Genomic DNA, 12,777 nt, shown 5'->3' with positions numbered 1-12,777 from the left:
CGGACCGTCGCCCGCACGGCGAGCCGCCGCACCGGCGACCCGGCCCGGCACATCGGTGAACCGCCCCGCCGGCGCGAGCCGAGGCTCGGCCCCCTGCTGTCACGCGGGGTGACGACGCCGGTCGCGTCGCCACCCCGCCCCCGTCGTGACGTGCCGTCGGAACTGGGCGGGCCGAGGGTCACGCCGGCTGCGGCACCCTCCCCCGGCCGCGCCGCCCACGGGCGGACGGCGTGGGGCCCGCCTCGTCCGGCACCGGGGCCAACTCGTCGTCCGGGTCGCCGTCGGGGTCGTCGTCGTCCGCCCCGGGCGACATGGCCAGCTCGTCGTCAGCGTCACCGCCCTGCGCACCGTCGGCGCCGACAGGGTCGTCGTCGAGCGGGCCGGCGGTGAACGGGCCGGTGTGCCGCGCTCCGAAGTCGGGCAGCTCGAAGTCGTCGTCCAGCGGGCGGTCGTCGGGCAGGACGGGCGCCTGCCCGGCCGGCACGGGCTCCGTGGGCTCGCCGTGCACCCGGCTCTCCGCGTCCGCGTCCTCCACCGTGCTGGTGGTCATGCTGGGCCGGTTGCGCAGGAACCGGGCACGCCCCCGGGACAGGTCGTGACCGACGGCGACGGCCTCCAGCTCGTAGAGGGTGCGGTGGTTGCCGGCGTCGTCGGTCCAGTCCCGGGTGTAGAGCCGGCCGCAGACCACCACCGGGTCCCCCACCATCACCGAGGCCGCCACGCCTTCGGCGAGCTTGCGCCAGCAGTTGACGCGGACGCGGAGCGAATTGCCGTCGACCCAGCGGCCGGAGTCCCGGTCGAGCCGGCGGGCGGTGGAGGCGACCTTGAAGTTGGCCACCAGGGTGTTGCTCTGGGTGGTACGCCGCCACTCGGGCGTGGTCAGCACATTGCCGACAATCGTTACGTAGGTGTCGAACATCGTCCCTCCAGGGGATCGGGGGCCTGCCAGCGCGAGTCGACTCGACACCGAGCCTGGGCGGTACGGGCCGCCGCCACCAGCACCCCCACCCCGATCTGTGGACGACGAAGCCGCCTGTGGACAACGCCCTGATCACGCCCCGACTGTGGTACGGCCAACCCGGCGGTTCCGGATCCGACCGAACTGGGTATGGACTTGATCAAGGCACAACCGACAGCTCCACGTCGACGAGAGGTCAGCGCCATGATGATCACCACCATCGGCTCCGCAACCGCTTCCGAGGCGCAGCGATGAGCGCCGTGGCGAACCCGGCCACCGTGGCCGAGTGCCTGCGGGTGGGCACCGGGTTCTCGCAGGGCGACCGCAACTGGATCGCCGAACAGTTCGCCACCCTCGACTCCCGGCTCGCCGGCTTCCACGCCGACGCCACCGAGCTGGAGGTGTCGGTGAAGGACCGGGAGGCTCGGGGGCAGAAGGTGACCCTGGAGTGCTGGATCGCCGGCCGGCAGAAGATCGTCACCACCTCGGCGGAGGAGGACCTGCACGCCGCGCTCAACGACGTCCGCGACGACCTGCGCCGGCGGCTCAACGACGCGAAGACCCGCCAGGAGCCCCGGCACAACAAGCACCTGCGCGACGTCAGCCAGCCGGACCCGGCCGAGGAGGCCGAGGCCCTCCCGGCCGCCGACCCGATCCGAGCCGACGCGGAAACGGCCTAACCTCGCCGCGTCCCGCGATCTTGCACTTTCGAACCTCGTTTCGCGCCTTTTACGCGCTATGAGGAGGCAACAAGTGCAAGATCGCGGCGCGGAGAGGTGCGCGGGGCGGGGAGGCGCGGGGCTACCGCTGGGTAGCGTCCCGGCGTAGCGTCGCGAGCGTGGAACCGGACGTGTTGGGGCCGCCGTACGAGCGGCAGACGATCGACCTGGGCACCGACGACGAGGGACCGGTCGTCGCGACCCTGGTCCGGCGGCGGGCCGAGCGCCCCACCGGGCGGGCAGTGCTCTACGTGCACGGCTTCGTCGACTACTTCTTCCAGACCCACCTGGCCGACTTCTTCGCCGAGCGGGGCTGGGACTTCTACGCCCTCGACCTGCGTAAGTACGGCCGCAGCCTGCTCCCGCACCAGACCCCGAACTTCTGCCAGGACATCAGCGACTACTTCCCCGAGCTGGACGCCGCCGCCGAGATCATCCGCAGGGACGACGGGCACGACACCCTGCTGGCGATGGGCCACTCCACCGGCGGCCTGATCATCTCGCTCTGGGCGGACGCCCGCCGCGACACCGGCACCATCGACGGCCTGGTGCTCAACAGCCCCTTCTTCGACCTCAACGCCCCCTGGGCCGTGCGTCGACCCCTCGCGGCCGCCGCCTCCCGGCTGGGCCGCAGGGCGCCGCACCGCATCCTGCCGTTCGGGCTGGGCACGGTGTACGGCGAGAGCATCCACGCCGACCACCGCGGCGAGTGGACCTACGACCTGGCGTGGAAGCCGCTGGCCGGGTTCCCGGTCCGGGCCGGCTGGCTGAACGCGATCCGCACCGGCCAGCGCCGGCTGCGCGCCGGGCTGGACATCCAGGTGCCGGTGCTGCTGGCCTGCTCGACCCGCTCCTTCCGGGGCACCCGGTGGCACGACAACGCGACCCTGGCCGACGCCGTGCTGGACGTCGAGCACATGGTCCGGTACGCGCCCCGGCTCGGCCGCCACGTCACCCTGGCCCGCTTCGACGGCGGGCTGCACGACCTCACGCTCTCCGGCCCCGCCGTACGCCGGAAGGTCTTCGACGAGGTCGGCCGGTGGGCTGAGGCGTTCCTCGCCGCCGGCCCCACCGCCCCGGCCGGTCCCACGCCGGTCAACGTCGCTTCGTCCGGTGCCGCCTCGGCGGAGGCCGGCGGTGCGGCCCGACTGCCGGAGACTCGCCGTCCGGCGGCCGATCCGGCCGATGCGACGACGGCCGGCGACTGAAGCCGACCGGACCACGGCTCGCCCACGGCAGCCAGGGAGGCCGCAGGTCGACGCGGTCGTCTCAGGCGTCGCCGGCCGTGGACGGGAGGACGGCGCGAATCCGGTCGAAGGTCGCCACCGGGTGACCGCCGACGCCGGGCAGCACGAGGCCGAGGCAGTACAGCGACACCTCCCCGGCGGCGTCGGCCTGCACGACGAAGACCGGCGCCCCGACGTACCCCGGCGGCAGCTCGGTGGTGATCCGCACGGTGTCCCCGTCACGGACCACCCGCTCGATCGCCACCTCCAGCGGCCGGGACCCGTCCTCGCGTACCCCGTGGGCCAGCACGAAGGCGGAACCGGCGTCGGCGCCGAGGCGGGCGACCACCTCGGGCCCGGCGGCGATCCCGGCGGGCACCGGCTGCACCCGCCACCGCCAGCCGCCGTCGCCCGCGTACCGGTGCAGCCCGGCGGCGGGGAGCACGGCCACGCCGTCGCCCGGGAAGCGGGCCCAGCCGGGCCTGATGTCGCCCTCCGCGATGACGGCCGGGGCGACCCCGGCCGGCTCGGTGACGCTCCCCCGAAGGCTCAACTCCCCGCCCTGGCCACCGACGAGGTCGGCCGCCGTCAGCAGCGACTCCCCCACCGGGTCGTCGGCGCCCTGGAAGAAGAACGCGGTGCCGAATCCCTGGTCGAGGGCGCCCGACGACCGGTACGGCAGGATGGCGCGCCCGACGATCTGGCACAGCTCGTAGGCGACGTCGTTCTCGGCGTCGGAGTCCAGCAGCACCAGCCGAGGGTACTGTCCAGCGCCGGGTCGGTCCCCGGGAACCCGGATGCCGGCCAGCCGACCCCCGTGAGACCCTGCTCGGCAACGTGGACGCGGGCACCCTTTTCCCCGCCGGCCGGGCGGGCGGCGGTACCCTCTTGGCGCGACATCCACGCCATGCGCCCGTAGCTCAGCGGATAGAGCAGGGGACTTCTAATCCCAAGGCCGCAGGTTCGAATCCTGCCGGGCGCGCCACCACCACCTCAGCTCAGCGGCTTGTCCTCCCGGCCATCGGTCACCTCTTCGCGGTACCGCTCGACCCACTGACGGTTGAGTTCGTCGGCCTGGCGCTGGTGCCGGGCGGCGATAGTGCTCCCCTCGGGCAGGTGGAGGCCGAGAAAGTCGAGGACGCGGTGCGTGGCGGCGACCATGTCCGTGTCGAGTTCCTCGTAGCGCAGGACGAGCGGTTGGATCCCCCGCGTGGCGAACCACGACTCCCAGGCCGCGTTGTGTTCTCTGATCGTCTCGATCAGGTGCGTGATGCCGTCCGCGTCGAAGCGGGGTGCCTGCCCGTTGCCGGCGTCGCCGCCGATCTCACCGTTGCCGCCGATGAACCACCTGGCTGTCTGCTCCGCGCGCAGCCAGGACACCGCCTGCGCCAGGACGTCGTCGCGGCGCAGGAAGACGAACCGGGTACGGCCGAATGCCCGGTCCAGTAGTGCGACGTCGTTGCCAGCCAGATCCGGGTGGACCCTCGCGAGCTTGTCGACCACCTCGTCCAGCGTTCCCCACATGAGCTTCGCGCCGAACACGCCGTTGTCCGTCCGGCCGGCAGCCAGCGCGGCCCGCACATAGTGCGCGTAGTCGAAGCCGCCCCCGGCGGTGCGGCGGATCTGCCAGCGTTCGACCCACAGCGGCTCGTCCGGTGAACGGAAGTACGCCTGCGGATGACCGGCGACACCGGTGGATTCCAACAATCCGAGCAGTAGTGAACTGCCGGTGCGAGGAGTCCCGCAGATCAGGTACGAGTCGACACGGTCGGAGTGATCCGGCATGTCTGCACACAATCGCAACCGGGGCGTCGCCGCAAGCGCGCGGTGGGCTGACGACGCCTCGAATCAGCTCCGCCGCAGACGATCGGCCAGGTCGGCGGCGAAGTCGTGGATCTGGGACTCCGCGCTCGCGGCAAGAGGGAACACCGTGACCCCCACGACGAGGTTGCTGACGCGCACGTAGACACTCCGGTTCCGGGAGTACGCCTCGTCACCGACGCCGGACAGCGGCTTGACCTCCGACCCCAGTTTGCGCAGGACGCCACTGGCGGCGTCTGGCGCGTCCTCCCGCTGAGGGGTCGCGACGTAGTAGTCGATGGTCATCACGGGAGTCGGGATGTAGACCGGGTGATCCTTGGGCAGGAACACCGAGCAGCTGTTCGACCCCTCCGGTCGCACGGTGTAGGCGGTCGCGAGCAGGTGCAGGCTCGGTTGCACCGTCTCGCAGGCCGGTGGTTCCGCGCGGAACTGACCGTCGTCGTTCAATCCGCCGAGGAAATAGGTGACCACACCTGCGGCGACCAGCAGAACGGGGACCAGTACCGCCGCGACGACGATGACGATCCGTCGACGGGGGCGGCCGGACGTCGAGGCCGAGGGCTGATCTGGAGAAGTCACGGCGATGGATCTTAGCCGCCCCGCCGGTCTGACCGGTTCGTGGATGGTCCGATCCCTTGCCGGGCAACGGGTTTGCGTCCCTGATGGAGAGTGGACCGGTGAAGAAGCGACGGCGCGTTGCGCCCGCACCACCGCCCAGCGGTATGCGTCCACGGATGAAGGTGCTGGTGACCGGGCTGGTCGCACTGGTGGCCGGCCTGGGCCTGGCCGGTGGTGCAGTGGCGTACCGCTGGCACGTGTCGTCTGAGGCGGACCGGTTGCGAGCCGACGGCGTGCCGGTCACCGCCTATGTCTCCGACCGGGCCGGGGGTGGCGGCCGGGGCAGCGGTATCGACCGCATCGAACTCTCCTACCTGTACAAGGACGACAAGTGGAAATAGCGACAACCCCGGCGGGCGCGGCCCGGCGAGGCCGACAACCGAGGGGACCAGCATGACGAAGACGGTGCGGAACACCAGGAGCCGCAACCCGCGGGCGTACGCCCTCTCGGTGGCCGGCGGGGTGCTGGTGCTGCTCGGCGTGGCGGTGTGGAACTCACTCCTCGTGGTGGCGGTCGGCGCCGGGCTGGCGGTCGCCGGTTGGCTGGTCGCCCGCCGTACCCGCTGACCACGACGGCGTTTCTTCGGCGCCGTCGGTCACGGTGAGGTCGCGGCGACGCAGAACTCGTTGCCCTCCGGGTCGGCCATCACCACGTGGTGTCCGTCGACGTCCTCCAGGACGCTCCCGCCCGCCTGCACCAGACGCTGAACCTCCGCCGTGATCCGTGCCCACCGCTCCTCGGGACTGCCGTGACCCGGGACGCGGATGTCGATGTGCAGCCGGTTCTTCGCCGTCTTGGGCTCGGGAACGTTGAGGATGGAGAGATTGGGGCCGACACCGGCGGGATCACACAGCCACGCGCCGTCGTCGGCGACGTCGTCCTCCGGCGGGTCGAGCTGCGCGAGCCACTCTTCACGCGTCGCGAACGGAGCGGGCGGCGGCTCGTCGATGTAACCGAGGGCCGTCTTCCAGAACGCGGCGAGCACCGGTGCGTCCGTCGAGTCGAGGGTCAGATCAATGCGGGCAGCCATGCCCGGACGATACGACGCACCTCTGACTGTCGCCGGGCGCGCCTCGAGCTGATCGCCGTCACCGGACTCGTCTCCAGAGGTGGCGCCGGTCCGGCCGAAAGCAGGTGCCCGACAGTTCCGCCGGTGCCATATGCTGCGCGCGTCGGCACGGGGCCACGGGGAGAAACACATGCGACGCCACGCCAGGGCAGCGGTCGCTGCCGCCATCATCGCGGTGGCGCTTGCCGGCTGCGGCACGCCGACCGGCACGGACGGTGACCTGTCCGACGACTGGAAGCCGATGGCCGAGGCGCAGCAGTTCAGCCCGAAGGCCGGCGAGTGCCACCTGATTCCCGAGCCGAGCGCGTACCTCGCCAGCTACGCCCCGGTTGACTGCGCGAAGACGCACCTGGTGGAGACCTTCCACGTCGGCACCTTCACCGGCGCCCTGGCCGCGCGGACCGCCCCGCCCAAGGTGGAGTCGGCGGCGATGCGCGCCGTCTTCGCCGACTGCGACACCCGAGCCAGGCAGTTCGTCGGTGGCGACTGGCGCACCGCCCGCCTGTCGGTGCAGGTCGCGCCGACCTCACCGGCCGGTTGGACGGGCGGCAGCCGCTGGTACCGGTGCGACATCTTCGAGCTGGACGAGGTCGACGGCGCCAACGGCGACGGCGACCGGGCGATCCAACGGGCCGGGACGCTGCGCGACGCGGTGGGCAGCCGTTCGCCGCTGACCTACGGCTGCATGAACGAGGACGAGTGGGACCGGCTGCGCTCGGCCAGCTGCACCGCCGCGCACCAGTTCGAGTTCGCGGGCATCTGGACCGCGCCGGACCGCTCCTACGAGGATGCCGTCCGGGACGAGGATCCGATCCATTCCGCCTGCCGTACGGTGGTCGGCCGTTACGCCAAGGTGCCCATCGACGCCAAGTTGCGCTACCGCACCGGCACCGCGTACCGCTTCCCCTCCCCGGAGCTGTGGGCGCGTGGCGATCGGGGGGTGCGCTGCTACTTCTGGTCCGGTGGCCGCACGTTCACCCGCTCCATCGCTGGCGGCGGCCCTGCGGTGCTGCCGGTCGGCTGACCCGGGTCAGCTCCGCCCACGGCGGGATCGGCGAAAGAGCCGCTCAGCCGCGCCTCAGCAGCTCGGCGAGCGTGGCGTCGCCCTGCCCGAGCTGCGACCCACCGGCCGTCGGCAGCACCAGGAATCGGCGGCAGCCGTCGAGTTCCACGTACCGGTCGGGTCCTCCGGTGCCGTGCAGTGGGCGCAGCACCGCGAAGCGGGACGCCGGGGTGGCGCACTCGGCCGCCGGCCGGGCCTTGGCCAGGGTGCGGAGCACGGCCGCCTGCCGGTCGGGTGGCAGCGGCCCGCCGTACGCGAAGTCGCCGCCCGGTTTGCCGCCGCCCTGCTCCGACGGTGGCACCTGGTAGACGCAGAGGCGCAGCGGCCCCGCGTCCGGGCCCGACGCCGGTGCGGGCGGTCCGGGCCGTCCCATGGTGCTCTCCACCCACACCATGTCCGCCCACCGCTGCTCGCAGCCGGCGGCCTCCGCCGCCGCGGATTCGACCTGCCCGACGGTACGAGTCTCCACCGTGGTCAGCGGCAGCGCGCCCAGCGCCTCCAGCACCTCGGTGCGCGGCTTGCGGCATTCGTCCGTCGGCAGGTACGGCCGCAGCCAGCGGCCCCGCTCGTCCAGCAGGGCCAGCCAGGGCGGGACGACCATGTCGAGGGTGCAGGCGATCTCTCCGTCCGCCCGCTTGTCGGGCAGGCGCAGCGCGGCGACCAGCGGAGCGATCTCCTCGGCACGCCGCTCGGTGGCCACCTGGTCGCGACCGCCGCCGGGGCGCGGCTGGATCTCCCGTCCGCAGACCACGGCGGCGACCGGGGTGAACGCCGGGTCGATCCGCCCGACCGCCGGGTCGTCGCCTTCCGGCGCCGGCAGCTCAGCGGAGCGCGGTGCCGCCTCGGCGCAGGACGTCCACTTCTCGACGATCCGCGCCGGGCCGGGATCGTCCGTCACCGCTGGCCCGCCGTCGCGGCCCGCGCAGCCGCCCAGCGCCGCGCCGACCAGTGCCGTCACCAGTACCGTCCGCACCGAACGCACCCGTCCCACCGCCTCTCCTCCAGGCGATGGGACGGACGGTCGGCGCGCCCGGTTCCCTCAGGCGCCGACGTACGCCGCGAGGTGCTCGCCGGTGAGGGTGGAGCGGGCGGCGACGAGGTCGGCCGGTGTGCCCTCGAAGACGACCCGGCCGCCGTCGTGGCCGGCGCCGGGGCCAAGGTCGATGATCCAGTCGGCGTGCGCCATGACCGCCTGGTGGTGCTCGACGACGATGACCGACTTGCCGGAGTCGACGAGCCGGTCGAGCAGGCCGAGCAACTGCTCGACGTCGGCGAGGTGCAGACCGGTGGTCGGCTCGTCGAGGATGTAGACGCCGCCCTTCTCGGCCATGTGCGTGGCCAGCTTGAGCCGCTGCCGCTCGCCGCCGGACAGCGTGGTGAGCGGCTGGCCGAGGCTCAGGTAGCCGAGCCCGACGTCGGCGAGCCGGCCGAGGATGGCGTGTGCGGCCGGCGTGTGCGCCTCGCCGGAGCCGAAGAACTTCTCGGCCTCGGTCACGGACATCGCGAGCACCTCGCTGATGTCGCGACCGCCGAGGTGGTATTCGAGCACCGACGCCTGGAACCGCTTCCCCTCGCACTCCTCGCAGAGGGTGGCGACGCCGGCCATCATCGCCAGGTCCGTGTAGATGACGCCGGCGCCGTTGCAGGCGGGGCAGGCTCCCTCGGAGTTGGCGCTGAACAGCGCGGGCTTCACACCGTTGGCCTTCGCGAACGCCTTGCGGATCGGGTCGAGCAGACCGGTGTACGTCGCCGGGTTGCTGCGCCGCGAACCCTTGATCGGCGCCTGGTCGACCGACACCACCCCGTCCCGGCCCGACACTGAGCCACGGATCAGCGAACTCTTGCCCGAGCCCGCCACCCCGGTGAGGACGACCAGCACGCCGAGCGGGATGTCGACGTCGATGTCCTGCAGGTTGTGGGCGTTGGCGCCACGCACCTCCAGCGCCCCGGACGGCGTCCGCACCGACGGCTTCAGCGAGGCGCGGTCGTCCAGGTGCTGACCGGTGAGGGTGCCGCTGGCCCGCAGCCCCTCGACGGTCCCCTCGAACACCACCTCACCGCCCTCGGTGCCGGCCCCCGGGCCGAGGTCGACGACGTGGTCGGCGATCGCGATCGCCTCGGGCTTGTGCTCCACGACGAGCACGGTGTTGCCCTTGTCCCGCAGCCGCAGCAGCAGGTCGTTCATCCGCTGGATGTCGTGGGGGTGCAGCCCGATCGTCGGCTCGTCGAACACGTAGGTGACGTCGGTGAGCGACGACCCGAGGTGGCGGATCATCTTGGTCCGCTGGGCCTCGCCGCCGGACAGGGTCCCCGACGACCGGTCGAGGCTGAGATAGCCCAACCCGATCTCGACGAACGAGTCGAGCGTGTGTTGCAGCTTGGCCAGCAGCGGCGCGACGGACGGCTTGTCCAGACCGCGTACCCACTTGGCGAGGTCGCTGATCTGCATGGCGCACGCGTCGGCGATGCTGACCCCGTCGATCTTCGACGACCGGGCCGCCTCACTGAGCCGGGAGCCGCCGCACTCCGGGCAGGACGTGAACGTCACCGCCCGCTCCACGAAGGCGCGGATGTGCGGCTGGAGCGTGTCGACGTCCTTGGACAGGAACGACTTCTGGATCTTCGGGATCAGGCCCTCGTAGGTGAGGTTCACGCCCTCCACCTTCACCTTGGTCGGCTCCCGGTACAGGAAGTCGTGCATCTCCTTCTTGGTGAACGTACGGATCGGCTTGGTCGGGTCGAGGAGGCCCGACTCGGCGTACGTCCGCACCGTCCAGAAGCTGTCGGACTTCCAGCCGGGGATGGTGAACGCGCCCTCGGCGATCGACTTGGAGTCGTCGTAGAGCTGGGTGAGGTCGATGTCGGAGACGCTGCCCCGGCCCTCGCAGCGCGGGCACATGCCGCCGGTGATGCTGAACTCGCGACGTTCCTTCACGGTCCGTCCGGCGCGCTCCAGCGTCACCGCACCGGCACCGCTGATCGAGGCGACGTTGAAGGAGAACGCCTGGGGCGAGCCGATGTGCGGCTGCCCGAGCCGGCTGAACAGGATGCGCAGCATGGCGTTGGCGTCGGTGGCGGTGCCGACGGTGGAGCGGGCGTCGCCACCCATCCGCTGCTGGTCCACGATGATCGCGGTCGTCAGCCCGTCGAGCACGTCGACCTCGGGCCGCGCGAGCGTCGGCATGAAGCCCTGCACGAAGGCGCTGTACGTCTCGTTGATCATCCGCTGTGACTCCGCGGCGATCGTGCCGAACACCAGCGAGCTCTTGCCGGAGCCCGAGACGCCGGTGAACACCGTCAGCCGGCGCTTCGGCAGCTCGACGCTGACGTCCTTGAGGTTGTTCACGCGCGCGCCCTGCACGCGGATCAGATCGTGGCGGTCGGCGGCGTGCAGCTCAGGCGACTGCGTGGCCTCGCTGGTCGTGTGCATGACAGTCAGGCTAGGCGCGGCCCGGCGGCCGGCGCTTCTCGATTCCTGACCGGTCTGGTCACCTGTTTCGCCACGCAGGACGGCATGCCCGCCGCCGCGTCCTGGACCTGACGCCGGTAGGTGCTGGGCGGCACGCCGATCAGCTCGGTGAAGCGCGTGCTGAAGGTGCCCAGCGACGAGCAGCCCACCGCGAAACAGACCTCGGTGACGCTCAGCTCACCACGGCGCAGCAGTGCCATCGCCCGCTCGATACGCCGCGTCATGAGGTAGCTGTACGGTGACTCACCGTAGGCGAGCCGGAATTCGCGGCTGAGGTGCCCGGCCGACATGTGCGCGCCGCGAGCGAGCGCCTCCACGTCCAGCGGTTGCGCGTACTCCCGGTCGATCCGGTCGCGGACCCGGCGCAGCCGCGCGAGGTCACGCAGGCGCTGCGTCGCGTCGGATCTGCTGCTCACCTGGTAAATCGTGCCACAGGGCAGGGCGCCGGCGAGGTCCACGCCTCGCCGCGATTCCCGCCGACCGGACGGCAACCGTCCAACCCCGCTCGAGCTAGTCGACAAAGCGTGACTCACGGGCGACTGTCCGCACATAATGCGTCGTTACTTGCCGCCGGCCATGCTATTCTCCGATGTCGATCCGCCGCGCGGACCCGGTCCGGGTCGTTGTCGGAAGGACACCTCCCGATGCCGGCCGTTGCCACTCCGCCTGTGCCGCCGCCCGCGCTGGACAACCCGGCCGGCGGCGCACTCGGCTTCATCTTCACCACGTTGCCGGCACTACTGCGCCTGACCTGCGGGTTGGTCGGGGCGGTGGTCGCGCTGTCGGTGCGTACCCCGCCGGTCGAGCCGGCCCTCCTGCTGCCCGGCGTGGCCGCGTTGACCGGCTGGTCTGTCTGGTACGCCGCCCGCGCGCTGCGCCACGGGATCACCCCGACCCTGGTCGCCGGTGACGTCGTGGTCACCGTGCTGGCCTGCCTGCTCATCCCCCGCCTGGTGGCGCCCGAGGTGCTACCCGGCGAGGGCAGCTGGATCGCGGTGCTGGCCAGCACCACCGTGATCAACACGCAGGCCACCGCCCTGGCACGCTGGTCGATCCCGGCCGGGCTGCTGGTCACCGCCTCGTACGTGGCCGGGACGCAGGCGGCCGGCAATCCCGCCGAGGCACGCGCGCACGCGGCCACCCTGCTGGTGCAGACCGCCTGCACGGCGATGATGGCGACGGTGATGCGCCGCCGGATCGGTCGGGCGGACCGGGCTTTCGCCGAGCACCAGCGGCTGACCCGGGAATCGTTGGTCGCCCGGGCCGCCCGGGAGGCCGAACGCCGGCAGAACCGCGACCTGCACGACACGGTGCTCGGCACGCTGACCATGGTGGGGCTCGGCGCCGTACCCGGGCCGTCGGTCGCGTTCCGCGAACGGTGCGCCGCCGACCTGCGTACCCTCGTCGCACTGACCGACGTCGGGCCGGTGCCCGGCGACGGCCCGGTGCCGCTTGACGGGCGGTTGCGGACGGTGCCCGAGCGGCTGCCCGAGCTACGGGTGCGCCTGGAGCTGGCATCGTGCGCGGTGCCCGCCGGGGTGGCCGACGCGATCACCGACAGCACCTACGCGGCGCTGTCCAACGTGGTCCGGCACGCGCCGGGCGCGCAGGCCACGCTGCGGCTGACCCGGAACGCGGTCGCCGTCGTGGTCGAGGTGACCGACGACGGCCCCGGCTTCGACCCGGCCAGCGTCCCACCGCACCGGTACGGGCTGCGCGAGTCCGTCCGCGGCCGGATGGCGGCGATCGGTGGGCGGGCCGAGGTGCGCTCGGCACCCGGCGCGGGCACCCTGATCCGGTTGGAGTGGCCCGGTGTCGGCTGACCTCGGGGCT

14 protein-coding genes and 1 tRNA gene are annotated in these 12,777 nt (G+C 72.2%); 7 read left to right on the top strand and 8 right to left on the bottom strand.

Going from position 1 to position 12,777, the window contains the following annotated elements; translation table 11 throughout:
- Positions 1-178: 178 nt before the first annotated feature.
- The gene (locus M8C17_RS28725; RefSeq protein WP_252419698.1) at positions 179-919 is read right to left on the bottom strand and encodes a single-stranded DNA-binding protein; all 741 of its coding nucleotides are present in this window, start codon (positions 917-919) and stop codon (positions 179-181) included.
- A 290-nt stretch (positions 920-1,209) separates the two neighbouring features.
- Between M8C17_RS28725 and M8C17_RS28720 the strand changes: the two genes are divergently transcribed.
- Entirely contained in the window at positions 1,210-1,638 is a 429-nt protein-coding gene (locus tag M8C17_RS28720) for an HPF/RaiA family ribosome-associated protein (protein WP_252419697.1), read from the top strand.
- A 158-nt stretch (positions 1,639-1,796) separates the two neighbouring features.
- Positions 1,797-2,885, top strand: coding sequence for an alpha/beta hydrolase (locus M8C17_RS28715; RefSeq protein WP_252419696.1), 1,089 nt, complete (start codon positions 1,797-1,799; stop codon positions 2,883-2,885).
- 61 nt (positions 2,886-2,946) lie between these two features.
- On the opposite strand, the gene M8C17_RS28710 is transcribed toward M8C17_RS28715, so the two are convergent.
- The gene (locus tag M8C17_RS28710; RefSeq protein ID WP_252419695.1) at positions 2,947-3,654 is read right to left on the bottom strand and encodes a hypothetical protein; all 708 of its coding nucleotides are present in this window, start codon (positions 3,652-3,654) and stop codon (positions 2,947-2,949) included.
- A 158-nt stretch (positions 3,655-3,812) separates the two neighbouring features.
- On the opposite strand from M8C17_RS28710, the gene M8C17_RS28705 reads away from it, so the two are divergent.
- Positions 3,813-3,888 (top strand) — tRNA-Arg (locus tag M8C17_RS28705).
- A gap of 8 nt (positions 3,889-3,896) precedes the next feature.
- On the opposite strand, the gene M8C17_RS28700 is transcribed toward M8C17_RS28705, so the two are convergent.
- Complete coding sequence (locus M8C17_RS28700; protein ID WP_252419694.1) at positions 3,897-4,688, bottom strand: Stf0 family sulfotransferase; 792 nt, start codon at positions 4,686-4,688, stop codon at positions 3,897-3,899.
- A 63-nt stretch (positions 4,689-4,751) separates the two neighbouring features.
- A complete protein-coding gene (locus tag M8C17_RS28695; protein ID WP_252419693.1) occupies positions 4,752-5,303 on the bottom strand; it encodes a hypothetical protein in 552 nt (183 codons plus the stop codon).
- A gap of 155 nt (positions 5,304-5,458) precedes the next feature.
- On the opposite strand from M8C17_RS28695, the gene M8C17_RS28690 reads away from it, so the two are divergent.
- Positions 5,459-5,683 (top strand): hypothetical protein, encoded by a 225-nt coding sequence (locus tag M8C17_RS28690; protein ID WP_252419692.1) that lies wholly within the window; start codon positions 5,459-5,461, stop codon positions 5,681-5,683.
- 52 nt (positions 5,684-5,735) lie between these two features.
- Positions 5,736-5,909 (top strand): hypothetical protein, encoded by a 174-nt coding sequence (locus tag M8C17_RS28685; RefSeq protein WP_252419691.1) that lies wholly within the window; start codon positions 5,736-5,738, stop codon positions 5,907-5,909.
- A gap of 29 nt (positions 5,910-5,938) precedes the next feature.
- Here M8C17_RS28685 and M8C17_RS28680 read toward each other — a convergent pair whose 3' ends face one another.
- Positions 5,939-6,373: a VOC family protein gene (locus tag M8C17_RS28680; protein ID WP_252419690.1), complete on the bottom strand. Its 435-nt coding sequence runs from the start codon at positions 6,371-6,373 to the stop codon at positions 5,939-5,941.
- Positions 6,374-6,542: 169 nt separating this feature from the next.
- On the opposite strand from M8C17_RS28680, the gene M8C17_RS28675 reads away from it, so the two are divergent.
- Positions 6,543-7,436 (top strand): septum formation family protein, encoded by an 894-nt coding sequence (locus M8C17_RS28675; protein ID WP_252419689.1) that lies wholly within the window; start codon positions 6,543-6,545, stop codon positions 7,434-7,436.
- Positions 7,437-7,479: 43 nt separating this feature from the next.
- Here the strand turns inward: M8C17_RS28675 and M8C17_RS28670 are convergent, their stop codons facing one another.
- The 3 genes from M8C17_RS28670 to M8C17_RS28660 are packed head-to-tail and all read right to left on the bottom strand — an operon-like array spanning position 7,480 to position 11,360.
- Positions 7,480-8,466, bottom strand: coding sequence for a hypothetical protein (locus M8C17_RS28670; RefSeq protein WP_252419688.1), 987 nt, complete (start codon positions 8,464-8,466; stop codon positions 7,480-7,482).
- A 48-nt stretch (positions 8,467-8,514) separates the two neighbouring features.
- The gene (locus M8C17_RS28665; RefSeq protein ID WP_252419687.1) at positions 8,515-10,905 is read right to left on the bottom strand and encodes an excinuclease ABC subunit UvrA; all 2,391 of its coding nucleotides are present in this window, start codon (positions 10,903-10,905) and stop codon (positions 8,515-8,517) included.
- 5 nt (positions 10,906-10,910) lie between these two features.
- Positions 10,911-11,360 (bottom strand): helix-turn-helix transcriptional regulator, encoded by a 450-nt coding sequence (locus M8C17_RS28660; protein WP_252419686.1) that lies wholly within the window; start codon positions 11,358-11,360, stop codon positions 10,911-10,913.
- Between the two features lie 228 nt (positions 11,361-11,588).
- On the opposite strand from M8C17_RS28660, the gene M8C17_RS28655 reads away from it, so the two are divergent.
- Positions 11,589-12,767, top strand: a complete 1,179-nt coding sequence (locus M8C17_RS28655; protein WP_252419685.1) for a sensor histidine kinase — start codon at positions 11,589-11,591, stop codon at positions 12,765-12,767.
- Positions 12,768-12,777: the final 10 nt, after the last annotated feature.

Origin of the sequence: Micromonospora sp. RHAY321, from assembly GCF_023896955.1 — a bacterium.
GTDB lineage: Bacteria > Actinomycetota > Actinomycetes > Mycobacteriales > Micromonosporaceae > Micromonospora.
This window is presented reverse-complemented; position numbering and strand designations above follow the sequence as displayed.